The 25069-nt window shown below is 51.5% G+C and carries 26 protein-coding genes; 17 read left to right on the forward strand and 9 right to left on the reverse strand.

Annotated features, from left to right (window positions below; all coding sequences use genetic code 11):
* Window positions 1-8: 8 nt before the first annotated feature.
* The 3 genes from FW415_RS06650 (at window position 9) to FW415_RS06660 (ending at window position 1960) form a co-directional block, all read left to right on the forward strand.
* Window positions 9-656, forward strand: coding sequence for a hypothetical protein (locus tag FW415_RS06650; RefSeq protein ID WP_148383491.1), 648 nt, complete (start codon window positions 9-11; stop codon window positions 654-656).
* A 73-nt stretch (window positions 657-729) separates the two neighbouring features.
* A complete protein-coding gene (locus FW415_RS06655; RefSeq protein ID WP_148383492.1) occupies window positions 730-1029 on the forward strand; it encodes a transcriptional regulator in 300 nt (99 codons plus the stop codon).
* 94 nt (window positions 1030-1123) lie between these two features.
* Entirely contained in the window at window positions 1124-1960 is an 837-nt protein-coding gene (locus FW415_RS06660) for a class I SAM-dependent methyltransferase (RefSeq protein WP_148383493.1), read from the forward strand.
* 18 nt (window positions 1961-1978) lie between these two features.
* On the opposite strand, the gene pdxA is transcribed toward FW415_RS06660, so the two are convergent.
* Entirely contained in the window at window positions 1979-3049 is a 1071-nt protein-coding gene (gene pdxA / locus FW415_RS06665; protein WP_148383494.1) for a 4-hydroxythreonine-4-phosphate dehydrogenase PdxA, read from the reverse strand.
* Window positions 3050-3144: 95 nt separating this feature from the next.
* Here pdxA and rsmA point away from each other — a divergent pair, with 95 nt between their 5' ends.
* The 4 genes from rsmA (at window position 3145) to FW415_RS06685 (ending at window position 5953) form a co-directional block, all read left to right on the forward strand.
* A complete protein-coding gene (gene rsmA / locus FW415_RS06670) occupies window positions 3145-3897 on the forward strand; it encodes a 16S rRNA (adenine(1518)-N(6)/adenine(1519)-N(6))-dimethyltransferase RsmA (RefSeq protein WP_148383495.1) in 753 nt (250 codons plus the stop codon).
* On the forward strand, window positions 3894-4838 hold the full coding sequence (locus tag FW415_RS06675; protein WP_148383496.1) for an NAD(P)-dependent oxidoreductase: 945 nt from the start codon (window positions 3894-3896) through the stop codon (window positions 4836-4838). The genes rsmA and FW415_RS06675 overlap by 4 nt, the downstream gene beginning before the upstream one ends.
* Window positions 4839-4973: 135 nt before the next feature.
* Window positions 4974-5447 (forward strand): transcription elongation factor GreA, encoded by a 474-nt coding sequence (gene greA / locus FW415_RS06680; RefSeq protein ID WP_148383497.1) that lies wholly within the window; start codon window positions 4974-4976, stop codon window positions 5445-5447.
* 116 nt (window positions 5448-5563) lie between these two features.
* Window positions 5564-5953, forward strand: a complete 390-nt coding sequence (locus FW415_RS06685; RefSeq protein WP_148383498.1) for an HIT family protein — start codon at window positions 5564-5566, stop codon at window positions 5951-5953.
* Here the strand turns inward: FW415_RS06685 and FW415_RS06690 are convergent.
* Entirely contained in the window at window positions 5948-6649 is a 702-nt protein-coding gene (locus FW415_RS06690) for a response regulator transcription factor (protein WP_148383499.1), read from the reverse strand. The genes FW415_RS06685 and FW415_RS06690 overlap by 6 nt on opposite strands.
* Before the next feature lie 159 nt (window positions 6650-6808).
* Window positions 6809-7369 (reverse strand): crossover junction endodeoxyribonuclease RuvC, encoded by a 561-nt coding sequence (gene ruvC, locus FW415_RS06695; RefSeq protein ID WP_168208700.1) that lies wholly within the window; start codon window positions 7367-7369, stop codon window positions 6809-6811.
* Between the two features lie 13 nt (window positions 7370-7382).
* Here ruvC and FW415_RS06700 point away from each other — a divergent pair, with 13 nt between their 5' ends.
* From FW415_RS06700 to FW415_RS06710, 3 genes are read left to right on the forward strand one after another with little or no spacing between them, the layout of a single operon-like run.
* Window positions 7383-8390 carry a lysylphosphatidylglycerol synthase domain-containing protein gene (locus tag FW415_RS06700; RefSeq protein ID WP_168208701.1) on the forward strand — a complete coding sequence of 336 codons (1008 nt, stop codon included), beginning with the start codon at window positions 7383-7385 and terminating at the stop codon, window positions 8388-8390.
* Between the two features lie 9 nt (window positions 8391-8399).
* Window positions 8400-9188 (forward strand): DUF3108 domain-containing protein, encoded by a 789-nt coding sequence (locus FW415_RS06705; protein ID WP_148383502.1) that lies wholly within the window; start codon window positions 8400-8402, stop codon window positions 9186-9188.
* 40 nt (window positions 9189-9228) lie between these two features.
* Complete coding sequence (locus FW415_RS06710; RefSeq protein WP_148383503.1) at window positions 9229-9930, forward strand: response regulator transcription factor; 702 nt, start codon at window positions 9229-9231, stop codon at window positions 9928-9930.
* A 119-nt stretch (window positions 9931-10049) separates the two neighbouring features.
* On the opposite strand, the gene ruvB is transcribed toward FW415_RS06710, so the two are convergent.
* A complete protein-coding gene (gene ruvB / locus FW415_RS06715) occupies window positions 10050-11078 on the reverse strand; it encodes a Holliday junction branch migration DNA helicase RuvB (RefSeq protein ID WP_148389855.1) in 1029 nt (342 codons plus the stop codon).
* A gap of 58 nt (window positions 11079-11136) precedes the next feature.
* Here ruvB and FW415_RS06720 point away from each other — a divergent pair, with 58 nt between their 5' ends.
* A complete protein-coding gene (locus FW415_RS06720) occupies window positions 11137-12114 on the forward strand; it encodes a M20/M25/M40 family metallo-hydrolase (protein ID WP_148383504.1) in 978 nt (325 codons plus the stop codon).
* A gap of 194 nt (window positions 12115-12308) precedes the next feature.
* Here the strand turns inward: FW415_RS06720 and FW415_RS06725 are convergent, their stop codons facing one another.
* The gene (locus FW415_RS06725) at window positions 12309-13169 is read right to left on the reverse strand and encodes an endonuclease/exonuclease/phosphatase family protein (RefSeq protein ID WP_148383505.1); all 861 of its coding nucleotides are present in this window, start codon (window positions 13167-13169) and stop codon (window positions 12309-12311) included.
* A gap of 176 nt (window positions 13170-13345) precedes the next feature.
* On the opposite strand from FW415_RS06725, the gene FW415_RS06730 reads away from it, so the two are divergent.
* The gene (locus tag FW415_RS06730; protein ID WP_148383506.1) at window positions 13346-13732 is read left to right on the forward strand and encodes a hypothetical protein; all 387 of its coding nucleotides are present in this window, start codon (window positions 13346-13348) and stop codon (window positions 13730-13732) included.
* A gap of 17 nt (window positions 13733-13749) precedes the next feature.
* The gene (locus FW415_RS06735; RefSeq protein WP_148383507.1) at window positions 13750-14046 is read left to right on the forward strand and encodes a hypothetical protein; all 297 of its coding nucleotides are present in this window, start codon (window positions 13750-13752) and stop codon (window positions 14044-14046) included.
* 24 nt (window positions 14047-14070) lie between these two features.
* Here FW415_RS06735 and FW415_RS06740 read toward each other — a convergent pair whose 3' ends face one another.
* Window positions 14071-17244, reverse strand: a complete 3174-nt coding sequence (locus FW415_RS06740; protein WP_148383508.1) for a S41 family peptidase — start codon at window positions 17242-17244, stop codon at window positions 14071-14073.
* 145 nt (window positions 17245-17389) lie between these two features.
* On the opposite strand from FW415_RS06740, the gene FW415_RS06745 reads away from it, so the two are divergent.
* Complete coding sequence (locus tag FW415_RS06745) at window positions 17390-18205, forward strand: CHRD domain-containing protein (protein WP_148383509.1); 816 nt, start codon at window positions 17390-17392, stop codon at window positions 18203-18205.
* A gap of 16 nt (window positions 18206-18221) precedes the next feature.
* Here the strand turns inward: FW415_RS06745 and leuS are convergent, their stop codons facing one another.
* The gene (gene leuS / locus FW415_RS06750) at window positions 18222-20999 is read right to left on the reverse strand and encodes a leucine--tRNA ligase (protein ID WP_148383510.1); all 2778 of its coding nucleotides are present in this window, start codon (window positions 20997-20999) and stop codon (window positions 18222-18224) included.
* Between the two features lie 99 nt (window positions 21000-21098).
* Between leuS and FW415_RS06755 the strand changes: the two genes are divergently transcribed.
* The 3 genes from FW415_RS06755 to FW415_RS06765 all read left to right on the forward strand — a co-directional run bounded on the left by FW415_RS06755 (window position 21099) and on the right by FW415_RS06765 (window position 23122).
* A complete protein-coding gene (locus FW415_RS06755; protein ID WP_148383511.1) occupies window positions 21099-21971 on the forward strand; it encodes an ABC transporter permease in 873 nt (290 codons plus the stop codon).
* Window positions 21972-21990: 19 nt separating this feature from the next.
* Window positions 21991-22242, forward strand: a complete 252-nt coding sequence (locus FW415_RS06760; RefSeq protein WP_148383512.1) for a DUF3098 domain-containing protein — start codon at window positions 21991-21993, stop codon at window positions 22240-22242.
* 85 nt (window positions 22243-22327) lie between these two features.
* Window positions 22328-23122: an undecaprenyl-diphosphate phosphatase gene (locus tag FW415_RS06765; RefSeq protein ID WP_148383513.1), complete on the forward strand. Its 795-nt coding sequence runs from the start codon at window positions 22328-22330 to the stop codon at window positions 23120-23122.
* Between the two features lies 1 nt (window position 23123).
* On the opposite strand, the gene FW415_RS06770 is transcribed toward FW415_RS06765, so the two are convergent.
* Both FW415_RS06770 and tsaE read right to left on the reverse strand, forming a co-directional pair.
* The gene (locus FW415_RS06770) at window positions 23124-24341 is read right to left on the reverse strand and encodes an alanine dehydrogenase (RefSeq protein ID WP_148383514.1); all 1218 of its coding nucleotides are present in this window, start codon (window positions 24339-24341) and stop codon (window positions 23124-23126) included.
* A 65-nt stretch (window positions 24342-24406) separates the two neighbouring features.
* The gene (gene tsaE, locus FW415_RS06775) at window positions 24407-24868 is read right to left on the reverse strand and encodes a tRNA (adenosine(37)-N6)-threonylcarbamoyltransferase complex ATPase subunit type 1 TsaE (protein ID WP_148383515.1); all 462 of its coding nucleotides are present in this window, start codon (window positions 24866-24868) and stop codon (window positions 24407-24409) included.
* Window positions 24869-25069 lie beyond the last annotated feature (201 nt).

A 25069-nucleotide genomic window follows, 5' to 3' on the forward strand; every position in this document is an offset into this window, starting at 1 on the left:
TCCCAAAAATGAAGCACATCCTTTTTTCTCTTATGCTGGCCGGCGGTTTTACGCTCGCCGCGCAGGCCCAGAGCGGGCAGTTCGAAGAAGCCATGAAACAGCAGGTGGGTTTGCTGGACAGCAACAGCACCTATAGCGCCAGTGGCATGCAACAGCTGGCCAATACCTTCGAACGCATCGCCGCGGCAGAACAAACGCAATGGCTGCCTTATTATTACGCTGCATATTGCCGCGTGAACGAGGCTTTTATGACAAAAGACAAGGGTATGATAGATGAACTGGCAGACAAGGCATTGGTAAATGCCGAGAAAGCGCAGGCGCTGAAAGGAAAAGATGCGGACATCCACTGCATTCTCTCCATGATCCTCTCTGCCCGCATTGGTGTGGACCCTATGACCCGCGGCATGAAATACGGCCCGGAGTCCGGCGCGCTGCTGGAAGAAGCAAAGGCCATGGACCCGGAGAACCCGCGCGTGTACATGCTGCAGGGGCAGGCGCTGCTCTATACGCCTGAAGCCTTCGGCGGCAGCAAATCCAAAGCAAAACAGCTGTTCGGTATTGCGCTGGAGAAATTTGCCGCAGCAAAGCCGGAAAGCTCCATCGTACCACAATGGGGCGAAGCCTATACGAAAATATTGATCGGAGAGATCAAATAAATAATGGCGCCGGCTGAAGAGCATGCGCTTTTTGGCCGGCACTTTATTATTTTTATCGCCAAAACCACGGTGCATGAATTTCAAGGAGCTGGATCCCGTGCTGCATTCCCAGTTGAGGCTGGCAATCATCTCGGTATTAGTGCGTGAGCAGGAAGCAGAATTCACGTTTTTAAAAGAGCAAACCAATGCTACGGCAGGGAACCTGAGCGTACAGATCAATAAGCTCAAGGATGCCGGGTACATCGATGTGATCAAGCAATTCAGGGAAAATTATCCGCAAACCATCTGCAAGATCACCAGAGAAGGGCAAAAAGCCTTTGAGAACTATGTAAAATCCATTCAATCATATCTTTATACCGGCAAAAAGAAATAATGCCGGATATTCCCCACTGTTAACCCGATGCAGTGTGTTGCTTTACCTTCAATATGCGCGCAACGCATCTTGCATACCATTAAAGCAGACACATATGGAACTACAGGATCATCCACTGAAGGTAGCCCCCACGGCCGCATTAGTACTGTCTTATGCCCATTCGTTATACACCCGGGGCCTTGCGAAAACCTATTTTGAGCAGCTGGACCTTGCGGAAGGGAAAGCCCTGGCCGCAAAATTGCCCACGGAAGCGGGCGGCCTGGTATGCTGCCGCAAACGCTTTATCCGGCACCAATTGGAGCAATTCCTGGACAATGAGGACCCTGTGCAGGTAGCCATACTGGGTGCGGGGTTGGACCCGCTCTCCCTGCATCTGCTGGAATTTCACCGGGAAGCCGTACACAGCATCTATGAAGTGGATGCAGATCATCTCAGGCAGAAGGAACAACATTACCATACATTGCTGCCGGCCCGTCAGCCGGTACGTTTTATTCAGGCGGATATGAACGATACCCTGCATCTCCCGGACCTGCTCCGGGATGCGGGGTATTCCTTCGGCCGCCCGGCCATTATCATATTCGAAGGAGTGGCCCATTATATGAGCGATGAGCAGTTCCTGAACCTGATGCAGCTGTTCAGGACGCCGAACAAGACCAATGTGGTATTCATGGATTATACGCTGCCGGAGTATGCCATGAGCCCGGCTTCCAGGCCTGTTTTCAAAGCGGTGAAAAAGCAGATAGAATCCCTGGTCGGGCGACCGCTCAGCGTATATAGCCGCCCGGATATTTTTCAGCTGGTGGAAATGTTACAGGGAGATGTGGCCGGCGTTGACTCCATGAAAGACATGGAATTCAAACTGAACGGCCGCAATGAGCGGTATCATGAAGAAGGGGAAGGATTGATCGAGATGATATCCTTTTATTTGTGAAGGCTGGCCGCGGCGGGATCAGATCCCTTCCGATGCCAGTTCAGATTTCTTCAGCGGGTTCTTCGTGTTCTCCGCATAACGTTTCCGCTGCCCGATGATATCGATGCAGGTATAGATCGCCTGGCGGAAAGAGGATTCATCTGCGGTATTCTTGCCGGCAATGTCGAAAGCGGTGCCATGATCGGGAGAGGTACGCACTATGGGAAGTCCCGCCGTGTAGTTGATCCCTTCTCCGAGGGCCAGGGATTTGAAAGGGATCAGCCCCTGATCATGATACATGGCCAGTACGCCATCGAACCTGCGGTACATTTCACGGGCAAAGAAAGCGTCTGCACTGTAAGGCCCGATGCACAGGATACCCTGATGCTTGGCTTGCCTGATGGCCGGTGTGATGTGTTTGATCTCCTCATCACCGATCAGGCCCTCGTCCCCGGCATGGGGATTCAGTCCAAGTACGGCAATACGCGGGTTATCTATCCCGAAATCCCTCACCAGGCTGTCGCGCATGATCATGATCTTGCTCAGGATATTTTCCTTGGTGACATATTTTGCGATATCGGCAACCGGCACATGCTCTGTAAGCAGGCCGATGCGCATGTTCTCCGCGGTCATGAACATCAGTACATCCTTGCTGCCGAAAGCATGCTGCAGATAAGGGGTGTGGCCGGTAAAGCTGAAATCCGGGCTCTGGATGTTCTTTTTATGGATAGGGGCGGTAACGAGACCTTCCACTTGTTTGTCTTTCAGGCATTCGATAGCCACCGCCAATGAACGGGCCGCATATTTGCCGCCGGTTTCATTCAGCGATCCGGGCATGATCTGCACTTCTTCCTCCCAGCAGTTGAAAACGCTCACCTGCTTGGGGTTCAGACGGGAAAAGTCTTTTATGCTCTGGTAATTGAAATTGTTCTCGTTGAGCAGTTTCCGGTAGAAGTTGACCGCCTTGTTGGAAGAAAAGATCACCGGGGTGCACAATTCAAGCATACGGGTATCAGTGAAGGTCTTGATGATGATCTCGGTCCCGATGCTGTTCAGATCTCCTACCGTGATCCCGATCACGGGCCGGTGCGTATGTGTGGCAGTACTCATGCGATGCTGTATAAAAAGTATCTGACAAATATACGGGGAATAGTTGACTTTGCGGGGCCGCTTAAACTGAAGACTATTCCTTAATTTTGTGCCGGATGTACACGCTAAAAAAGTCACTGGGACAGCATTTTCTCAAAGATGAGAACATTTGCAGAAGGATCGTTGAGGCATTGCCGGTGGCTGCCGGGGATCAGGTGCTGGAAGTAGGGCCGGGCGCCGGGGCTATCACAAAATACCTGCTGGAGCTGCCCGGGATCACCTTCAGGGCCGTTGAGCTGGATACGGAAAAGGTCCGGTACCTGGAGCAGACCTATCCCGCCATCAAGGGAAAACTCGTCAACGAAAGCTTCCTGGACATGCAGCCGCCCTATGAAGGCGCATTTGCTGTCATCGGCAATTTCCCGTACAATATCTCCACACAGATCATGTTCCGCATACTGGACTGGAAAGCGCAGGTGCCGGTGGTGGTGGGCATGTTCCAGAAAGAAGTGGCGCTGCGTATTGCGGCAAAGCATGGCAACAAGGATTATGGCATCCTGAGCGTATTCCTGCAGCGGTTTTACGATGTGGAATACCTGTTCGAAGTGCATGAAGATAGTTTCAATCCGCCGCCCAGGGTGAAATCCGCCGTGATCCGGCTCACCAGGCTGGCATCACCTTTGCCGGTGAAAAGCGAGAAAAAATTTACGCTGCTCGTCAAAACAGCATTCGGACAGCGCCGCAAGCAGCTGCGCAATCCGCTGAAAGGTTTTTTCGACAAGGCATTTTTACAGGAACCGATATTTACAAAAAGGGCGGAAGAGCTGACCGTAGCGGATTTCGTAGCCCTGACCGAACATATGTTATGAGCCAGAAAGTTTTAATTACCGCCAAAGTACATCCATATCTGATCGATCAACTGGAAGCAAAAGGATATACCGTCAGTTATCAGCCTTCTGTTACCTATGATGGTGTGATGCAGGAAGTGCACGATTGCGTGGGGATTATTGTCACCACCCGCATCAGGGTAGACAGGGCGATGATCGACCGTGCAGCGCAGCTGATGTGGATCGGCAGGCTGGGGTCGGGAATGGAACTGATCGATGTGGCCTATGCAGAAAGCAAAGGCATACGCTGCGCCAGCAGTCCCGAAGGCAACCGGGACACAGTAGGGGAACAGGCCGTGGGCATGCTCATCATGCTGATGCATAATCTTTTGAAAAGCAACCTGGAATTAAGGGAAGGCATCTGGGAAAGGGACGGCAACCGTGCGTACGAGCTGGGCGGGCTGACGGTAGGCATTATCGGGTACGGCCATACCGGCAGCGCTTTTGCCCGGAAGCTGCGGGGCTTCGACGTGCGCATCCTGGCATATGACAAGTACCGGCAGGGATATGGGGACGAGCTGGTGGAAGAAGCGGCTATGGAGCGATTGTATGCTGAGGCCGATATTGTGAGCACGCATCTGCCGCTGACGGAAGAAACGCGGCACCTGGCCAGCAGCCGGTTCTTCGGATCTTTTCACAAGCCGGTATATTTCATCAATACCTCACGCGGCAAGGTGGTCAACACAGCTGACCTCATTGAAGCTATAAAAGCCGGTACAGTCCGCGGCGCCTGCCTCGACGTGCTGGAAAACGAGAAGCTGGATACTTTCAACGCAGCAGAGAAAGCGCAGTTCCGCTTTTTGCTGGAAGACCCCCGTGTGGTGCTAACGCCGCACATCGCGGGATATTCTCATGAAGCCAGCATCAAAATGGCGGAATACGTGTTGCGCAAACTGAATATCCAGCCTGCGTTCAGCGTATAAATTATGCTTTTTTAAATGTGAAAAGGGGCTTTCATCCCGATTAAAAAACATTATATTTGCAATCATCACACTTAATGACGTCTTTGCGAAAGCGGGGACGTTAATTTTTTTTCTTTATACTAAATCATTCAGGTTATGTCTGGCGTCAACTATGTAACCAAAGAGACCCTTGAATTAATGAGGGAGGAGCTTACGCAACTCAAAACCAAAGGAAGGGCCGAGATAGCCAGAGCTATTTCGGAGGCTCGTGAGAAAGGGGATTTGAAGGAAAATGCAGAATATGATGCGGCCAAGGAAGCCCAGGGCCTCCATGAAGCGAAGATCGCCGTGCTGGAGAATGCCATTGCTACGGCAAGGGTGGTGGAAGCCGATTCCATCGATACCTCCAAGGTATCCATTCTTTGTAAAGTGACCATTACGAACGTAGCGAATAAGAAAACTGTCACGTACCAGCTGGTATCCGAGCAGGAAGCCGATCTGAAAGCCGGCAAGATCTCCGTTACATCGCCCATCGGAAAAGGCCTGCTGGGCAAGCAGGTTGGAGAGGTGGCCGATGTTATTGCCCCCAATGGCAAAATGAAGTTTAAGATAGACAATATTACGGTGTAGCCGCAAGCTCTTTTTCTCTCCCGAAAAGGCTCCGTAAGGGGCCTTTTCTGTTTCAATTACAAATTATTAGGCTTAGCTTCGTATTTGCACTTGTTTCATCTATAAGCTTATTTACCATGACCATCTTTTCCAAGATCATTAAAGGCGATATCCCGAGTTACCGCATTGCCGAGAACGACCGTTTTTATGCCTTTCTCGATATTTTTCCCCTGGTGAAAGGGCATACCCTGATCGTACCGAAAGTGGAAACGGATAAGTTCTTTGACCTGGAAGATGACCTGCTGCGGGAATGGCTGGTTTTCGCGAAACCGATAGCACAGGCCATAGAAAGAGCGATACCCTGCAACCGGGTGGGGATCAGTGTGGTAGGGTTGGAAGTGCCGCATGCGCACATGCACCTGGTGCCGGTCAATTCCGCGGATGACCTGAACTTCACCCGATCGAAGCTGAAGCTGTCGCCCGAAGAGTTCAGGGAAGTGCAGGCGCTGATTACCGCAGGACTATAAGGTGGGGACGTAGAATTTGAACCCGATACCGTGGAGTGTTTCGAGCTTCACATCTTTGTCATCACTGAAGTGCTTTCTTATTTTGGTGATGAATACATCCATACTGCGGCCAAGGAAATAATCGTCTTTCCCCCATACGTGATAAAGAATCTCCTCGCGTTTAAGGGTTTTGTTCGCATTCTCGCAGAAGAATTTCAGCAGGTCGGCCTCCTTTTGTGTAAGGGTGGCTTTCAATTTACCATTCTTGTCTGTCAGTTTGAGTTCCCCATAATCAAAGGTGGTCTTGCCAACAGTGAAAGTAGCCCGTTTGTCCGCATTCAGCGGGCGGGTACGTTTCAGGAATACTTCAATACGCAGCAACAGTTCCTGCATGCTGAAGGGCTTGGTCACATAATCGTCCGCGCCATGTTTGAAGCCGCTGATCTTGTCCTCATCCTCCGATTTGGAGGTCAGGAACAGGATCGGGATCAGATCGTTTTTCTGCCTGATCTGTTTGGCCAGCTCAAAGCCATTTTTCTTCGGCATTACAACATCCAGCAGACATATATCGAAAAGGCTTTTCTGGAACTGTTTCCAGGCTATGTCACCGTCAGAGCAATGGATCACCTCGTATCCGGATTCTTCCAATCGCTTTTTGGTTATTGCACCCAGGTTGTAATCATCCTCAACTAGTAAAATTCTAGCCTTCGTATCCATCTACGAAAAAAATTAGGGGTGATAAATGATTGATCTTCATATAGATAAGTACGCGTTGTTAGGTACAGTTGTAGCGCGCCAGCCATAATTTAGTTCAAAATAAGTACAATTTCTCAATTAACAAACAGCGGTCATCTGCTATTTGTTCATTTGATCGGCTTACTTGCCCACCCGTTCGGGATGTTGCTGCAGAAACTTTTCCCAGCCTTTTGATTTGCCGGCAGTTGCAAAAGGGCTGCTTTCCTGGAAGTGATGGCAGACGGCTACGGCCAGGGCATCGGTGGCATCAAGATATTGCGGTTGCTCCGAAAAGTGCAGGATGCGTTGCAGCATTTGCCAGACCTGTTCCTTGTTGGCGCTGCCATTACCGGTGATGGACTGCTTTACTTTCTTCGGGGAATACTCCGCCACAGCCACCCCGGCCTGCATAGCGCTGGCGATGGCTACGCCCTGGGCGCGTCCCAGCTTGAGCATACTTTGTACGTTCTTGCCGAAAAACGGCGCTTCAATGGCGCAACTGGCCGGCCGGTGCTTCAGGATAAGCTCGTTTACCCGGTGATGGATCATCCGCAGCCGTTCATAATGATCTTTTTTAGGATTGAGCTTGAGCACATCCATATCCACGATCTCCACCTTCTGACCCTGAACAACGATTAATCCGTATCCCATAATGATCGTACCCGGATCTATGCCAAGAATTATTTTTGAATTGTTTGCCAAGTGGAGGTTATTTTTGCCAAAATCCGAAAGTCTGAACAAAAGTACCAAAATAATCCTCAATTACGTGCTGGGCGGCGCCCTCTTCATCTGGTTGACCTACGCCATCTATCAGCAGCTCATACATCAGCAAAACCTGCCGGCTGCATTGGCCCATATGCAAAGCACGATACTGGAGAAGGGTTTGTTGCTTTTGTTGCTGGTGGTGGTGTTGATGTTCGTGAACTGGGGACTGGAAGCGAAAAAATGGCAAATGCTGGTAGCTCCCCTTGAAGCAGTGCCCTTTGCTAGAGCCTTTGGGGCCATTCTCAGCGGGGTGACGCTCTCCGTGAACACTCCGAACCGGATCGGCGAATACGGCGGCCGCATCCTTTACCTGGAGAACCGGAACAAGCTCAAAGCCATTGCGGCTACCATCGTGGGAAGCTACAGCCAGCTGATCATTACCATCGTGTTCGGCCTCTGCGGCCTGATCTATTATATTAATAATTTCCAGTTGATCAAGGCGGACAATTACTTCGCGCCGAATTTCTGGGAGAAATTATTGTTAGGAATACTCATAGTCATTTGCGTCTTCATTGTAATACTTTACTTTCGGTTACAGATCATCGTAGCCGTATTTGAAAAGGTGCCGCTGTTACGAAAATTGAAGGTGTTTATCCAGATCATCGCCCGGTATTCCCCAGGCCAGCTGCGGAAATTGCTGCTGCTGAGCACCCTGCGTTATATGGTGTTTACGGCACAGTATTTGATTTTGCTGTACGCACTGGGCGTGACTTTCGTGTGGTGGCAGGGGTTCTTTATGATCAATATGATCTACCTCATTATGGCTATAGTGCCCACTATCGCCATTGCGGAGCTGGGGCTCCGGGGGCAGGTCAGCATCTATTTCCTGGGCCTGTTGAGTGCAAATACGGCAGGGATCGTGGCTGGAACGGTAGCTATCTGGCTGATCAACCTGGTACTACCGGCGGCAATAGGCAGCATTTTGCTGCTGGGCGTCAAAATTTTCAAGGATAAATAGCAACGATCGATGAAGTATTTTCTATTACTGATGGTGTTAACCATAACCGGGCGTTCTTTTGCACAAGATAATTTTTGTGGTATCTCCAATACGAGCTTCAAAGCCGGTGAATCCCTGACCCTCAAAGTATTCTACAACCTGGGCAGCGTATTCGTGGGCGCAGGAGAAGCCACCTTCAACTGTAAACTGGAAAAATACGGGGGGCGCGACGCCTATCATGTCGTAGGCGAAGGCAAGACTTTCCGCACGTACGACTGGATATTCAAAGTGCGCGACAAATACGAAAGCTATATCGATACCTCCACCATGCTGCCTATCCGCTTCATCCGCAACGTCAGCGAAGGGGGGTACAAGATATACAACAACGTGGGGTTCAACCGTGATGCAGGCACCGCCACCAGCACCAACGGTACTTTTAAAGTGCCGGACTGCATCCAGGACGTGATCAGCGCCATTTATTACGCCAGGAATATCGACTTCTCCAAATACAAACCCGGGGACCGCATACCTTTTGCCATGTTCCTGGATGACGAGGTATATAATATCTATATCCGGTATATGGGAAAAGAAGAGGTCAATACCCGCTACGGGAAATTCCGGGCCATCAAGTTCAAACCCCTGCTGATCAAAGGCACCATTTTCGAAGGCGGGGAGCAGATGACCGTATGGGTGAGCGACGACGGCAACAAGATCCCGCTGCGGATAGACAGCCCCATTTCCGTAGGAAGCATTAAAGTGGATATGACCGGATACGCGAACCTCCGCCATCCCCTGACATCGCTGATAAAGAAAAGGTAAGCCTCAACCTTATTCACCTTTAACCGTTATATTTGTAATTATGGAAGAACGCAAACCCAAGATACTGCTGGCAGAAGATGATACCAATCTGGGCATGGTACTGAAAAACTACCTGGAGCTGAATGACTATGATGTAGAGTTGTGCCGGGACGGTATTCTAGCGCTGGCTGCATTCCGCAGGGATAAATTCGATATCTGCCTGCTGGACATCATGATGCCGAATATGGACGGTTTCAAGCTGGCGGAAGAGATCCGCGATGTGGACCCGGACATTCCCCTCTTCTTCCTCTCGGCCAAGACCATGAAGGAAGATATCATCCAGGGGTATAAGCTCGGGGCGGATGATTATATTTCCAAACCTTTCGACAGCGAACTGCTGTTGCTGAAGATCAAGGCCATCCTCAAACGCAACCAGGAGCTGAACAACAAGGAAGAAGAACTGTTCGAATTCAATATAGGGCAATACCATTTCAATTCCCGCCTGCGTACCCTCACAAAAGGCAGCGACTCCAGCACGCTTTCCCCGAAGGAGAACGAACTTTTGCATATGCTCTGCGAGCACAAGAACGATCTGTTGCCGCGCGAGGTAGCCTTGAAAAAGATCTGGGGCAGCGATACCTACTTTAACGGCCGCAGTATGGATGTGTACATCGCCAAACTGCGGAAATACCTGAAAGAAGATCCCAATATCGAGATCGTGAACATTCACGGCAACGGGTTCAGGCTGGTGGTAAAAGATTAAATGGAAAAAGGGGCGACAAGCCCCTTTTTTTATGATGTTTTTTTAACGATAGGGTTTGAGGCCACTTCAACACAAGGAGAACACAAGGAGAAGCACCCGAGCGAAGTGTTTAAATAATATCAGAACAGCAGCTGCGGCCCTCCTTTGTGGGGAGATTTCCCCAAATGCGTATAAGCCTTCTCCGTTACCTCCCTTCCCCTCGGCGTACGTTTGATAAAGCCTTCCTGGATCAGGAATGGCTCGTAGACTTCTTCCAGCGTACCCGGCTCTTCCCCTACGGCGGTAGCAATGGTGGTGAGGCCAACGGGACCGCCTTTGAAGTTCTCTATGATCACGTTCAGGATACGGTTATCCATTTCATCCAATCCATATTCATCCACGCTCAACGCTTTCAGGCTGAACTCGGCAATGCCCATATCTATCACCCCGTTCCCCATCACCTGCGCAAAATCCCGCACCCGGCGCAGCAGGCCGTTGGCGATACGCGGCGTACCGCGGGAGCGGCGGGCAATTTCCATGGAAGCATCGGAAGTTATTTTGGTGCCGAGCAACCCGGCTGCGCGCCAGATGATCTTTTGCAGGATGGCCGAGTTGTAATATTCCAGGCGTGACTTGATGCCGAAGCGGCTCAGCAGCGGAGCGGTCAGCAAGCCGGAGCGGGTGGTGGCGCCCACCAGCGTGAAGGGGTGCAGGTTGATCTGTACGGAACGGGCATTGGGCCCGGAATCGATCATGATATCAATACGGTAATCCTCCATGGCCGAATAAAGGTATTCCTCCACAACGGTGCTCAGCCGGTGGATCTCGTCCACGAATAGCACGTCTTTTTCCTCCAGGTTGGTGAGCAGGCCCGCCAGATCGCCCGGTTTTTCGATCACCGGCCCGGAAGTCTCCCGGATATTTACGCCCAGCTCATTGGCCACAATACGCGACAAAGTTGTTTTTCCCAATCCCGGAGGGCCATGGAAAAGTATATGGTCCAGCGCCTCATCACGGAGCTTGGCCGCCTTGATAAAGATCTTCAGGTTATCAATGATCTGGTCCTGCCCCGAAAAATCAATGATCTCCCTGGGCCGGATACTGTTCTCGAACTCCTTTTCGGCGGCGCTCAGCCTGTTCTCATCTGGTCTTATGTTGGAATTGGACATTAGATCTCCTTTCAAAACCAAAAGTAATCGTTTATTTTTAACGAAATCCGAATCTGCTATGAAATGTAAAGCGCTCAGCCTGTTTTGCCTGCTGCTGACAGGCGTATTATCCGTAAAAGCCCAGCAAATCAGCGAAGATGAAGTAAAAAGGATCATCAGCATGCTTGCGGCGGACGACATGCAGGGCCGCGCCACTTATTCTCCCGGCATTGAAAAGGCATCCATATTCATTGAACAGGAATTCACCGCAGCGGGACTGGAGCCGCTGCCCGGGCAGCAGGATTTCCGCCAGCGTTTTGCCACGGTGGGCCGCCAGGTAAGGGCACTGGATTCCGTAACAGAGGAAGAAGGGCCGAAGTTCCTGCATAACGTGGCCGGTATGATCAAAGGCAGCAGCCATCCGGATGAATACGTGATCTTTTCCGGACATTACGATCATATCGGTATCCGTAAGGCCGTGGAAGGGGACAGTATCGCCAATGGTGCGGATGACGATGCATCCGGCATCACCGCCGTTATATTGCTGGCGGAATATTTTAAACAGCATCCGCCTGCCCGCTCGGTGATCTTTGCGGCCTTCACGGCGGAAGAGATCGGCGGTTTCGGTTCCCGTTTCTTCTCACAGCAGCTTGATCCTGAAAAGATCGTCGCCATGTTCAATATCGAGATGATCGGGAAGGAATCGAAGTTTGGCCGCAACAGCGCTTTCATCACCGGATTCGAACGGTCGGATTTCGGGGAGATGTTACAGCGGAACCTTGAGGGCTCCAGCTTTCAGTTCCACCCGGACCCCTACCCGGAGCAACGCCTGTTCTATCGCTCCGATAACGCCACGCTGGCCCGCCTTGGCGTTCCGGCGCATACCATTTCCACTACGCAGATCGACAAGGATACCCTGTATCATAGCGTTGATGATGAAGTGGAGAGCCTGGATATGAAGAACATTGCCGATATTATCGAAGCGATCGCCGTCAGCGCCAAAAGTATTGTGGACGGGAAGGATACACCGGTGAGGATCAGGAAAGAGGAAGATTAAAGAAGTGCTTTAACGTAAAAAAGGCTGTTTCAACGGTAATGTACCCGGTTTTTCCGGATACCTGACGGGGAAAGGTTTCGTTTGACGATGCCCGGTCAGCTTACAGTTGGAACAGCCTTTTGTTTATCGGTACTTACTTCGATCAATGCGGCCTATTCTTCGCAGATGCAGGAACAGCCTCCTGCAGGTAGTACTTACCTGGCGAATGTCAGCTTTGCGACCTGTGCGAAGTGATCGGATGCGAACAGCCCCTTCCAGGTTTGCGTGATACAGGCATGCTGCCATACTTCCCATTTGCCTTTCAGGAAAATATAGTCGATCGGCTGATCGCCAATTTCGTGTGCTTTGAAGCTGTTGAAAGTGCTATGCGGACCGTAATGCGGTGTTTTGCTGAGGGCTTTGGCGTCTTTCAGGTGGAGCGGGTTCTGTGCGTCCACGATCACGCGGATGGGCTCATCCTGCGGTTTGGCGTTGAAATCACCCGTGATGATGGCGGGTGTGCTGCCGGCGATCTCGTTCACCTTTTGCAGCAGCAGTTTTGCGCTTTCGCGGCGCGCCACTTTGCCGATGTGATCGAAGTGCGTATTGAAATGATAGAATTCCCTGCGTGATTTGCGGTCGCGGAAACGCGCATAGGTAACGATGCGGCAGATAGCAGCGTCCCAGCCTTTGCTGCCAATGACTTCTGGTGTTTCCGACAACCAGAACGTTTTGGAGTCCAGCAGCTGCATGCGGGCGGTATCATAGAAGATGGCGGAAAATTCTCCTTTTTTATCGCCGTCATCCCGGCCTGCGCCCACGAATTTGTATTGCGGAAGCGCCCGGGAGAGGTCCTGCATTTGTCCCCATAAAGCCTCCTGAACGCCCAGTACGGCAGGCTGATGATAAAGTATCTGCGATGCTACTTTGTCCGCCCGGTTAGGCCATGCATTGATGCTGTCCCCTGGGTTGTTGTAGCGGATGTTGAATGTCATTACCTGCAGGCTGTTATCTTGTGCCATGGCAGCAATTGTTGTGAAGAAACAGCACAATAGTGCGATGATGTTCTTTTTCATCTCTTTGTTTTCGTTGTTTTTTTCAGCTGATCGGGAGCCGGTGTGTACAATATTGCCAAGTTAGAGATTTGTATGCTAAAAGTGATATGTTAGTATCTAATTCCGAGATATTCCCTACGTTAAATAATTGTTTCCACCTTTTTTTCTCCTAGTTTTGAACAAGAGAACGGAACGTTATGGCAACGGTTATCGGGCAAGCAGAAACGGGTTATTATTCAGGCGGGCGGATGCATTTGCGGGGGATACTTTTCCGGGATGAGCGTTCCTGCTACCATGCCTGCATCCCTTCGCTGGATGTGTCCGGTTATGGCGCCAGCAGGCAGGAAGCGAAGCAGTCGCTGCTGGTGATGATGAACTGTTATTTTGAGCGGGCGATGAGATTGGGGGCGTTGGAAGAAGACCTTCGCCGGCGTGGCTGGGTAACGGACCCGCCGGTGATGTATCCACCGGCTTTCAGCCACTCCGATATGCAGGACGTTTTTGATTGTATCCGGAGCGGTACGGGGATTTACAATATTTCCTGCACTATTGAGTTGCCGCCGGCGGAGCGTATGTTGACCTGAAAAAAATCATCGAACATATGAATACCATGAATTTGTCCAACATTCCGCTGGATGCGGTACGCGCATTCCTGTTGCAGCGGGATTACCATTTTGGTTTTGTGCATAGCGGCCATGAGTTATGGGTGAAGGAAAATATGGTGCGGCCGGTGGTCTTGCGGGCGGGGTTTGACCCGGTGCCGGAGTTCATGATACGCAACATATTGCGGAGCATGGACGTGCGGGGAGAGGAGCTGGAAGGTTTTGTAGCGGCGAGGTACGGCTGTACAAGCGGTGGAGGAAGAAAAAAGGACCGGAAAGTTCCGGCCCTTTTGTAGCAGTTGTTATATTGCTGTTGCAATTTATTTCAGGTCATTCATGATCTCCTGCACAGCCTTTTCCAGCTGCGGATCTTTATCTTCCAGGCGGTCGGTAAAGGATGTCTTTACATAGATGTCCGGCGCCACACCTTCCTTCTCCAGGTTTTTACCGTCCAGGGTATAGCAGCCCCAGGAAGGCAGGCGGTAAAAAGAGCCGTCTACCAGGCCTTTGCCGGACGTGAAGATGATCCAGCGGTAGGATTCCGTACCGATGATCTTGCCCAGTTTCAGGGCCTTGAAACCGGCAGCGGTCATTTCCGCGTCACTGAGCGATTGCTCGTTGATCAGCAACACGATCGGTTTGCCGGCAGGTGCAAAGTTGGGCTGCGGAGACAATTTGCCGCCGCGGTATTGCCATTGCAGGTAGGGTTTCTGAGAGAGGAACTTCAACACCTCATCGTGTACATTACCACCGGTATTGTAACGGAGATCGAGGATCAGGGCATCTTTGCTGCCGATCTTCGCTGCCATGTCTATAAGGAATTTTTCCAGTTCGCCGCCACCCATATTTTTCATATGCGTGTAAGCGATCCGGTTATTCCCCAGCTTGTCCACCTTTGATTCATTGGAAGCGGTCCATTCATCGTACAGCTGTTCGCCCAGCGCACCATAACTTTGCGGGTGCAGCCTTACATCGTAAGGTTTGCCTTCACGCTCAAAGGTCAGTGTGATCTCTCTTTCGAAAGAAGGACGGGTGAAGTACTGATCGCGGCACAGCGATTTGTCTACGTTCACACCATTGACCTTTGTGAGCACGTCACCGGCACGAACATCTACATTCACCCGGTCTGCATTGCTTTTGGCAACAATGCGGGAAACCGTATAAGGATGCTGATCATTGAAAAGAATACCGGTTTCCATTGTACGGTAACTGAGGTTGATCTTTTCTTCCTCACCGGAAGAATTGAAACCAAGGTGAGAGGAGTTCAGCTCACCCAGCAGATCATTCACCAGTATCCGCAAATCGGTCCGGTTATTCACATAGGGAATGAAACGGGCATATTGCTCACGCAGTTTTTTCCAGTCCGCCCCATGGAACTCCGCATTGTAAAAATTCTCTTCAACGTTCGCCCAGGTTTCATGGAATATCTGTTCGAATTCAGTGCGGAGATTGCGGTAGAATTGCTGGCTGATCTCAATCTTGTCCAGCTTGTTGGCATCAGGATTGAGCTTCTGGATATGGCCGCCGGCAAGGATATACAGTTTACCGTCCGCTTCTTTAATATCCGAGCCGCCACCCATCTCGGTACCGTTGATCTTGTCCGTCTTCGGCGCTTCGAATGGCTCCAATACGGTTTTCCATAATGCGGACCTGCCATCGGCATGATTGGAGATATAGAAAACAGAGGTCTTGTCCCCTTTCTGCAGGATATACAGCGGACCGTACTGCGAACCGAAGGAAGGAGAGATCTGATCGATCCTGTCCATGATCTTCGCCGTATTGATCGTTACCGGTTCAGGCGTTTTTTTCTCCGCAGGCTTCTTGTCATCCTTCTTGTCATCTTTTTTCTCCTCTTTCTTCTCCTCTTTTTTCTCTTCTTTTTTGAAAAGCTCATCAAATTTGTCAGCACGGAAAGGATCATCAAACTTGTCCAGCGCTACGCGATAGACCTTTGGATTTTGCAGGCCGAAGGGATAGGCCGGCTTCGTACGGGAGGAACTGAAGTAGATATATTTCCCGTCGGGCGACCAGTAAGGGTTGGTTTCCGTGACGCCGGTATTGGTCAGGTTGATGGTGGTCTTTTTCTTCAGGTGATGCACCAGTATGTCCTGCTCGAAATTCCGGTACGCGGTGAACACCACATATTCGCCATCAGGAGAGAAACCGGGCATGGCATTCTGGAAGGCCCATATCTCGTCTTTTACAATGGTACGGGATTCGAGTGTTTTCAGGTCGATCACCCGCACTTCATCACGGCCGCTGAGGTACACTCCCTCTGTACGCTCCTTGTTCACCGCGAGCATGCGGTTGTTCCGTTTGTCTTTTGTCAGCTGTTTGGGCGTCCCGTTGCCGTCTGCGGCCACAGTGAACCAGTTCAGGTATCCTTCCACCGTTTCATTGTACAGCAGGGTGCGGTTATCTTTCAGCCACTGTACCTGCACCGCCCGTTCCGAGGCACGGGGGATCTGGCGGACGAACTTGCCTTCTATATCGGAGACGAAGATCTCCCCGCGGGAAACGAAGGCCAGTTTCTTTCCGTCCGGGGACACATCGTAGTGGGAAATCTTGCCGGACACTTCAAAATCCTGCTCCTTGGGCAACACCGGGTTGCGGAAAAGCCTGATGGGCAGTTTTTCGGACTTGCCGGACGCTACATCGTACACCCATACCTGGTAGTCCCGCTCAAAGATCACCTTGCTGCCGTCAGCGCTGGCGAAAGGGCGTTTGATGGAGGAGGTGAACTTCGTGAGCGCTTTCTTCCGGCCATTGCTGAAAGTGTACAGGTTGTATTCTCCGTTCTCTTCATCGGAAACGAAGTACACATTGCCTTTGCGGTCGATGGTCGTCCACATGTCCTTGCCGCGGTAGTCCGTATAGCGTTTATATGTTTTGGAAGCAGGGATGTAGGACTGGATGTCCGGATTGAAATCTCCCTTGTAACGTTTGCGGTTGGCCGCGAAGCTGCTTTCCCAGGTATCGTTGAAGAACAGTTCGCCGGTAAGCGGATGTTCCGCGATATTATGAATGAGGTTGAAGTGATGATCGAATACACGAACGGGTGTACCGCCATTCAGCCCTACTTTATAACTGGTGGGGTTGCCGTTGCGGTTGGAAGTGAAATACACGTGTTTCGAATCCCAGCTCCAGGATTCCATCTGGTCTGAGGCTTCGTGCATGGTCAGCTGCTTCACTTCGCCGCCGTCCACCGGCATCAGGAAGATATCCGCATTCCCGAACTGGGTGGCCGTAAATGCGATCCACTTGCCGTCGGGTGATACTTTTGCGAGGGTTTCATTGCCCGGCATAGCCGTAAGGCGGGTGGCACCGGGCTGCTGAATGGTTGTTTTCCACAGATCACCCTCAAAACTGAAGATCACGGTACGCCCGTCAGGTGTGAGGGTGGGGTAAGTCGTGAAATAAACTTCGGATGAAGATTGAGCTGTGGCAGGCAGGGAAAGGGCTGCGGCCAGCAGCCCGGTAAGGATTGCTCTCATATGGCGGGTAAATTTGTTGATTCGGGATGAAGTTAATACAGAATCGGCTGATCCCGAAACCACTTATCCAAAAATGGCGGGGCGGGAATATGCCGGTAATTTGGACTGATCATTGTATGAGAAAGCTTGAACAAAACCTTTCGTTATGAAAAACAAACATGTATTTGCCGTGACGGCCTTTGCGCTGGCTGGTTTTATCTCCTTCTCCTCCTGTAATAAGAATGACGACGATGACCGCCCCATACTGTTGTTCGAGATACCGCTCAGCACTAAAATGGAAAATCCTGCCCCGGCGGGCAGATCGGAAACAGGTTTGCTGACCATGCAGCTTAATGCTGATAATACGCTCCACTACACTTTCAAGGTAGATAATCTCGCCTCGGGTGACGCGCTTACGATGGCCCACTTCCATGCGGGTGATCCCGTGACCAACGGTCCCGTTATTCTTCCTTTTCCAGCCTGGACGGGAAATACCAGTAGCGGCTCACTTACGCTGCGGCAATCGCTGGTGGACAGTCTGAAGGACCCGGACAACGACATTTATTTCAACGTTCACTCCACCCAGCAGCCTGCAGGTTTGGTGCGCGGCACCGTGAACAGTGACCTGGTGCTGGCAGAAACTATCAACATGTCCGGCGTGAATGAAGTGCCCCCGGTAGTGACTACCGCCACAGGTGTTGCTTTGCTCCGCCTTACTGTAGACAGGAAGCTGTATTCCAAAGTAACGGTAACCGACCTTCCTGCCGGTGATGCGCTCACTATGGCACATATTCACAGCGGCGCTACAGGAGCGAACGGAAGTGTGCTAGTGCCGCTCTGTGCCACTGCCGCCGACTTCGGAATATCCAAAATGACACAGCTGGACGAAGCTAAGGCCAGTGCTCTGCGCACAGAAGCATTGTATGTGAACGCACACTCTTCCACCTGGCCGAATGGCGTGGTACGTGGACAGATACGGTAACTGCTGAAAAAGGGTGCTAGATCACTACATTGATCATTTTCCCTTTCACAAAGATCACTTTCTTCGGCGCTTTCCCATCCAGCCACTTCCGGATCACTTCGTTGGACAGTGCGATCTTTTCCGCCTCTTCAGCGGACGCGTCCAGGGAGATATTGATCGTTGTGCGGAGTTTGCCGTTTACGGACACGGGGTATTCCTTGGTGCTTTCAGTCACGTATTTCTCTTCAAATACAGGGAACGCGGCATCGAGGATGGAACCTTTGTTGCCGATGGTTTCCCAAAGCTCTTCGCTGACATGCGGGGCAAAGGGCGTCAGCAGCACAAGGAGCTGCTCCAGGATGGCTTTTTTATGGCATTTGAGGTCTGTCAGTTCATTTACGCAGACCATAAAGCCGCTCACAGCGGTATTGAAAGAGAGCCTTTCGCTGTCGTCATCTATCTTGCGGATGGCTTTATGGAGGGCTTTCAGTTCGTCCGGAGAAGGGGCTTCTGTGGTGACGATCAGCCCTTTCTGTTCGTCCATGAAGAGGCGCCAGAGCTTTTTCAGGAAGCGGTGAACGCCTTCAATGCCTTTGGTTTCCCAGGGTTTGCTTTGCTCTACCGGGCCGAGGAACATTTCATACATCCGGAAGGTATCCGCGCCGTACTTCTCTACCAGCACATCCGGGTTCACGGTATTGAAAAGGCGTTTGCTCATTTTTTCCACCAGTGTTCCGCAGATGTATTTGCCATCTTCGAGGATAAACTGTGCGTTGGCAAAATCGGTGCGCCATTTTTTGAAGGCTTCGGTATCGAGTTCCAGGCCGTCTACGATGTTCACATCTACATGCAGCTCGTCCGTTTCATATTGGTCACGGAGGCCGGCGGACACGAACTGGCTGGTGCCGCGTACGCGGTACACGAGGCGGGAGCTGCCGGTGATCATGCCCTGGTTGACCAGTTTTTTGTAAGGCTCGTCAAAACCGATGTATCCGAGGTCGAACAGCACTTTCGTCCACATACGGGAATAGAGCAGATGCCCTACGGCATGTTCGGTACCGCCGATGTAGAGGTCTACCTGCCCCCAGTAATCGGATATGCTGCGGTCGCAGAAGGTTTTGCCGTTATGCGGGTCCATATACCGGAGGAAATACCAGCTGCTGCCGGCATAACCGGGCATGGTATTGGTTTCCCGGCGCAGGGAGGTGCCGTTTTCCGCAGGCAGGTTCACCCAGTCCGTGATATTGGCGAGAGGGCCTTCTCCGTCCTCGCCCTGTTGGTAATGTTCAACGTGGGGGAGTTCCAGGGGAAGATCTGATTCCTTCATGGCCTCCGGCACACCGTTCCGGTAGAGGATCGGGAAAGGCTCACCCCAGTAGCGCTGGCGGCTGAAACCGGCATCGCGCATACGGTAATTGATCTGCCTTTTGCCGATGCCCAGGCCTTCGATCCTGGATAACACCGCTTCGGATGCATCTTTCATCTCCATACCGGTGATGAAATCGCTGTTGAACAGTTTGCCTTCCTTGGTGGGATTGGCCTCCGAGCCATTGAAGGCTTCACCGAGGATATTGGTAATGGGAATGGAGAAATGATTGGCGAAACTGAAATCCCGCTGGTCGCCGCAGGGCACGGCCATGATGGCTCCCGTGCCGTAACCGGCCAGTACATATTCAGATATCCATACGGGGATCTTGCGCCCATCGAAGGGATTCACGGCATAAGCGCCGGTAAAGCAGCCGGTGATCTGTTTCACTTCAGCCATACGTTCCCGCTCGGAGCGGCTTTGCACGTATTCTTTATATGCGGTGACCGCATCGCTTTGCTCATTTGTAGTGATGCCGTCTACCAGTTCATGTTCCGGGGCCAGCACCATAAAGTCAACGCCAAAGATGGTATCAGGCCGGGTGGTGTACACCACGATGCTCTCCATGGAGCCGGCGATGTTGAATTTGATCTCGGCGCCCTGGCTTTTCCCGATCCAGTTGCGTTGCATGTCTTTCATGGCCTCGCTGAACTGTACTTTCTCCAGCCCCTGCAACAGGCGGTCCGCATACTCGGTAATACGCAGGAACCACTGGCGCATTTTCTTTTTGATGACGGGGTGGCCGCCGCGTTCGCTGACGCCGTTGATCACTTCGTCATTGGCCAGCACAGTGCCGAGGGCGGGGCACCAGTTCACTTCCGCGTAGGCGAGGTAACCGAGGCGGTATTCCATGAGGATGCGTTGCTGCTCTTCATAGGAAAATTCGTTCCAGGAATCGGCGCTGAAGCGGATGCTCCGGTCGCCGGGGCATTCGTGGTGGTGGTTGCCGTCCTGCTCAAAGATGCGTACCAGTACTTCAATGCGCTCGGCTTTACCGGCATGGCGGTTATACCAGCTGTTGAACAGCTGCAGGAAGATGTGTTGCGTCCATTTATAATAGGCAGGGTCGCTGGTACGGAATTCGCGGTCCCAGTCGTAACAGAACCCGATATTATCCAGCTGGCGGCGGAATGCTTTGATGTTCTCCTCCGTGGTAACGGCGGGGTGTTGCCCGGTTTCCAGGGCATATTGCTCTGCCGGCAGGCCAAAGGCATCGTAGCCCATGGGATGCAGCACATTAAAACCTTTGAGGCGTTTGTACCGGGCGTAGATGTCCGATGCAATGTATCCCAGCGGGTGGCCTACATGCAATCCGGCGCCGGAAGGATAGGGGAACATATCCAGCACATAACATTTGGGTTTGCTGCTGTTGTTGCTCACCTGGTATGCTCCGGATGCCGTCCATCGTTGCTGCCATTTCCGTTCTATCTGCCTGAAATTATATTCCATACCTAATAATATACTAAATAATGTTAAATTACCGTTAGGGAGGGCAAAATTAAACATAAGTCCCAAATTTTATTATTTTCGCCCATAAACTATAGATGAATGGCTCAATCAGGGAAATCGTCAGCTAAGAAATCGAAGCCTTCGTATGTATATTCTATCATCGGTATTACCCTTGTGTTGCTGCTGCTCGGGGTGCTTGGCCTTTTTATGATCAATGCCAAGAACCTGAGCGACTATTTCAAGGAAAGCATTGAGTTGCAGGTGATACTGCGGGATAATGTGAAGGAGGAACAAGCCGTATTGCTGAAGGACTCACTGGCGGTAAAACCGTACGTGAAGAGCATTGAATATGTGACCAAGGATATGGCCGCCGAAAAGTTCAAAGCCCAGAACCCGAACGAGAATTTCGCTGTACTGGGGTTCAATCCCCTGTATTCCAGCATTGATATACGGCTGTATGCCTCTTATGTGCATGCGGACAGCCTGAAGGCGATAGAGAATGATATTGCCAACCGCAGTGCCGTAAGGGAGCTGTTCTATCAGCGTACCCTGGTGAGCGAAGTGCTGGATAAAGCGAAGCAGATAGGGCTGGTGATGCTGGTGATCAGCGGTCTGATGGCCGTTGTGGTGCTGTTCCTGATCGACAATACCATCAGGCTGGCCATGTTCAGCAACCGCTTCCTGATAAAAACGATGCAGATGGTAGGCGCCACCCGGGGCTTCATTGCCCGGCCGTTTGACGTCCGCAGCATCATCAATGGCGCCATAAGCGCCGTAATTGCCATAATAGGGCTGATATTCCTTATTTATTTCGCGGAATCCACCCTGCCCGGCCTGCGGGGGATGCGGGACTATTTCATGATCGGGCTGTTGTTCATCGGGCTGATCGTGATCGGTATCAGCATTTCCCTGGTGAGCACGCACCGTTCCGTGATGAAGTACCTGAAACTGAAGCTGGACGATCTGTATTGATCCTGATTAAAACTGCAATATGTCAAAAGAAGTTAAACAAACACAACAAGAACGCGGGCTTTTCGATAAGACCAGCTACCAGCTTATTATCGCCGGTGTGGTGGTTATCGTGATAGGGTTTCTGCTGATGATGGGCGGTGGCGGAGATGATGCCGCCCGTTTCGATGCGAAGGAAGTGTACAGCTTCCGCCGGATCACCCTGGCGCCCATTGTGATCATGCTGGGCCTGCTCCTGGAAGTATATGCCATAATGCGCCGGCCGAAGCAGTAGGGTTTTTGTTGTCAACATTTTTTATTCAGATCCACAGCGATGAGATGATCATCGCTTTTCTTATGTGAATCGGTAAACGGGATTTATGAGCATTGTAGAAGCCATTATCATAGCCATTGTAGAAGGGTTAACAGAATTTCTGCCGGTATCGTCCACCGGCCATATGATCATCGTCAGCAGTCTGATGGGGATCAATGAGGACGAGTTCACCAAAATGTTCGAGGTCTGCATTCAGCTCGGGGCCATCCTGGCTGTGGTGGTGCTGTACTGGAAGAAGTTCTTCAACTTCAGCAAGCCCGCTTTTTATATCAAGTTGTTCCTCGGCGTACTGCCGGCGTTGATCCTGGGTTACCTGTTCGCGGAGCAGATCGATTCGCTGCTGGAGAAACCGGAAGTAGTGGGATTGATGCTTTTCCTCGGGGGGATCGTGCTGTTGTTCGTAGATAAGTGGTTCAAAAACCCGGTAATTGATTCGGAAGAAAAAATGAACTATTTCCAGGCGATCCGGATCGGCTTTTACCAATGCCTCGCCATGATCCCGGGAGTGAGCCGCAGCGCTGCCTCCATTATCGGGGGGATGCAGCAGAAGCTGACGCGCAATGCGGCGGCGGAATTTTCCTTTTTCCTGGCAGTGCCTACCATGGCGGCGGTTACAGGGTACAAGCTGCTGAAGAGCCATGAACTGGTGACCGGTTCCATGGAAAACCTGAAACTCCTCCTGATCGGGAATGCGGTAGCCTTTGTGGTGGCCATGATCGCGATCAAATTCTTTATAGATACCTTGAAGAAATTCGGTTTCCGCGTGTGGGGATATTACCGTATCGTAGTGGGCGCAATTATTCTTGGCGCTTACTTTATGGGCTACGAACTGGAAATGTAACCTAGCCTTTCACGGCCAGCAGCAGTTCCAGATCTGTGTACTTCAGCTTGAATTTTTCGCTCAGGTGATAATTGGTCAACGCGCCTTTGTAGAGGTAAATGCCGTTGCGGACCCCTCTCTTTATCCAGACCAGGTTCTCGAAGCCGCCATCATCCGCCGCTTCCAGCAGCAGTGGCGTCAGTACGTTGCTGATGGCCTGTGAAGCGGTACCGGCGAAGCCGGAAGGGATATTCGGCACACAGTAGTGGATCACATCATATTTCTTGAACACGGGGTTTTCGTGGGTGGTGATCTCCGAGGTTTCAAAACATCCGCCACGGTCTATGCTCACGTCTACGATCACAGATCCTGCTTTCATATTGCTGACCATGGATTCGGAGACCACAATGGGGGTACGCCCGCTCTGGGAAGACAAAGCCCCCACCGCCACATCTGCATTGCTCAGCTGTTCCGCCAGCACACGGGGCTGGATCACGGAGGTGAATACCCTTACACCGATATTGTTCTGCAGCCTTTTCAGCTTATAGATGTTATTGTCGAAAATCTTTACCGAGGAACCGAAGGCCAGTGCCGTGCGCGCGGCAAATTCGCCAACAATTCCCGCGCCGATGATCACCACCTTCGTTGGCGGGATGCCGGTAACGCCGCCCAGCAGGATGCCTTTGCCGCGGTTGCTGTTGCTGAGGTATTGCCCGGCAATGAGCATCACCGCTCCGCCGGCAATCTCGCTCATGGCGCGTACGATCGGGTAAGTACCGGCGTCATCTTTAAGGTTCTCGAAGGAAAGCAGCGTAATGCGCTTGTCCATCATTTTTTGCAGCTGTACCGCTTTCAATACAGACAGATGGATGGGTGAAATCACGATCTGGTGGGGGTGCAACAGCTCTATCTCTTCATCGTTCAGTGGTGCGGATTTGACGATGATATCCGCTTTGAACACGTCTTTCTTGTCATACACGATCTCGGCGCCGGCTTCGGAGTAGTCCGTATCATAAAAGTGAGAGCCATCTCCCGCTTTATGCTCCACAACTATATGATGACCATTATTGGAGAGGATGCTCACGGCATCCGGCGTTAATGCTATGCGGCTTTCCTGAAAAGATGTTTCTTTCGGGATACCGATGAACAGTCGGGAGTTTTTTTGCGGAATATCCAGTGTTTCTTCCAGCGGTGAATAAGTAAATCCGGCGCTCACAACAGTTTTTTGCCTTGGCTCCATAATCGTAGACAGTTGATTGTTAGGTCTTTTTCAAAGATACATTTATTTGTTTACTGCTGTAGCTGTTATTGCGGCGAGGGCGTAAGATCGCCGGGTCGGGCGCTTCCCGCCACGATCCTGCGCTTCTGGTCCGGCGTAACGGAAAGGAACACATATACCGTATCGGCCGGCAGCAGCGGTTCGATGATCTCCGGCCATTCCACGAAACAGATCGCATCGGGGTGATAGAGGCAATCTTCCACACCGGCGCCGGCGGCTTCTTCCAGGCTGCGCAACCGGTAAAGGTCGAGGTGATAGATGATGCGCTCCTGTTGCCCGCCGTTCTTGAAGCGGTATTCATTGATGATGGAAAAGGTGGGGCTGGCTGTAGCATCTTCCACGCCCTGGGCGGCGCAGAGCGCTTTTACGAAAGTGGTTTTCCCGGCGCCCATTTCCCCGTCCAGCGCAAACACCTGTTTGTCCGGGAATGTTTCCCAGAAACGGCGTGCTGCCTCGGGCAGTTCGTCATATGAAAAAGTCAGCTTCATACAGGGCTTAAAATTAGTGATTTATATTAGCACTATTGTTGCGAAAAAATTGCGTTTCTTCGGTACCGGCCAACGGGACTGCCTCCCCAGCGATCATGCCGTTGAAAAGCACCCCGGTTGCAATAAACGGCCCATCCTGCCGGAAGACCCGAACAGCAGGCTGACAGCGCTTTTTAGGCGTCCTTAAAAAGCACCGCCGTT

Origin of the sequence: Chitinophaga sp. XS-30 (assembly GCF_008086345.1) — a bacterium.
In the GTDB taxonomy this organism is placed as follows: domain Bacteria; phylum Bacteroidota; class Bacteroidia; order Chitinophagales; family Chitinophagaceae; genus Chitinophaga.

Bases quoted from the DNA above. Each gene is read 5' to 3' on its own strand.
- FW415_RS06650 (WP_148383491.1), top strand. From the start codon at position 9: ATGAAGCACATCCTTTTTTCTCTTATGCTGGCCGGCGGTTTTACGCTC.
- FW415_RS06655 (WP_148383492.1), top strand. From the start codon at position 730: ATGAATTTCAAGGAGCTGGATCCCGTGCTGCATTCCCAGTTGAGGCTG.
- FW415_RS06660 (WP_148383493.1), top strand. From the start codon at position 1,124: ATGGAACTACAGGATCATCCACTGAAGGTAGCCCCCACGGCCGCATTA.
- pdxA (WP_148383494.1), bottom strand. From the start codon at position 3,049: ATGAGTACTGCCACACATACGCACCGGCCCGTGATCGGGATCACGGTA.
- rsmA (WP_148383495.1), top strand. From the start codon at position 3,145: ATGTACACGCTAAAAAAGTCACTGGGACAGCATTTTCTCAAAGATGAG.
- FW415_RS06675 (WP_148383496.1), top strand. From the start codon at position 3,894: ATGAGCCAGAAAGTTTTAATTACCGCCAAAGTACATCCATATCTGATC.
- greA (WP_148383497.1), top strand. From the start codon at position 4,974: ATGTCTGGCGTCAACTATGTAACCAAAGAGACCCTTGAATTAATGAGG.
- FW415_RS06685 (WP_148383498.1), top strand. From the start codon at position 5,564: ATGACCATCTTTTCCAAGATCATTAAAGGCGATATCCCGAGTTACCGC.
- FW415_RS06690 (WP_148383499.1), bottom strand. From the start codon at position 6,649: ATGGATACGAAGGCTAGAATTTTACTAGTTGAGGATGATTACAACCTG.
- FW415_RS06705 (WP_148383502.1), top strand. From the start codon at position 8,400: ATGAAGTATTTTCTATTACTGATGGTGTTAACCATAACCGGGCGTTCT.
- FW415_RS06710 (WP_148383503.1), top strand. From the start codon at position 9,229: ATGGAAGAACGCAAACCCAAGATACTGCTGGCAGAAGATGATACCAAT.
- ruvB (WP_148389855.1), bottom strand. From the start codon at position 11,078: ATGTCCAATTCCAACATAAGACCAGATGAGAACAGGCTGAGCGCCGCC.
- FW415_RS06720 (WP_148383504.1), top strand. From the start codon at position 11,137: ATGAAATGTAAAGCGCTCAGCCTGTTTTGCCTGCTGCTGACAGGCGTA.
- FW415_RS06725 (WP_148383505.1), bottom strand. From the start codon at position 13,169: ATGAAAAAGAACATCATCGCACTATTGTGCTGTTTCTTCACAACAATT.
- FW415_RS06730 (WP_148383506.1), top strand. From the start codon at position 13,346: ATGGCAACGGTTATCGGGCAAGCAGAAACGGGTTATTATTCAGGCGGG.
- FW415_RS06735 (WP_148383507.1), top strand. From the start codon at position 13,750: ATGAATACCATGAATTTGTCCAACATTCCGCTGGATGCGGTACGCGCA.
- FW415_RS06740 (WP_148383508.1), bottom strand. From the start codon at position 17,244: ATGAGAGCAATCCTTACCGGGCTGCTGGCCGCAGCCCTTTCCCTGCCT.
- FW415_RS06745 (WP_148383509.1), top strand. From the start codon at position 17,390: ATGAAAAACAAACATGTATTTGCCGTGACGGCCTTTGCGCTGGCTGGT.
- leuS (WP_148383510.1), bottom strand. From the start codon at position 20,999: ATGGAATATAATTTCAGGCAGATAGAACGGAAATGGCAGCAACGATGG.
- FW415_RS06755 (WP_148383511.1), top strand. From the start codon at position 21,099: ATGGCTCAATCAGGGAAATCGTCAGCTAAGAAATCGAAGCCTTCGTAT.
- FW415_RS06760 (WP_148383512.1), top strand. From the start codon at position 21,991: ATGTCAAAAGAAGTTAAACAAACACAACAAGAACGCGGGCTTTTCGAT.
- FW415_RS06765 (WP_148383513.1), top strand. From the start codon at position 22,328: ATGAGCATTGTAGAAGCCATTATCATAGCCATTGTAGAAGGGTTAACA.
- FW415_RS06770 (WP_148383514.1), bottom strand. From the start codon at position 24,341: ATGGAGCCAAGGCAAAAAACTGTTGTGAGCGCCGGATTTACTTATTCA.
- tsaE (WP_148383515.1), bottom strand. From the start codon at position 24,868: ATGAAGCTGACTTTTTCATATGACGAACTGCCCGAGGCAGCACGCCGT.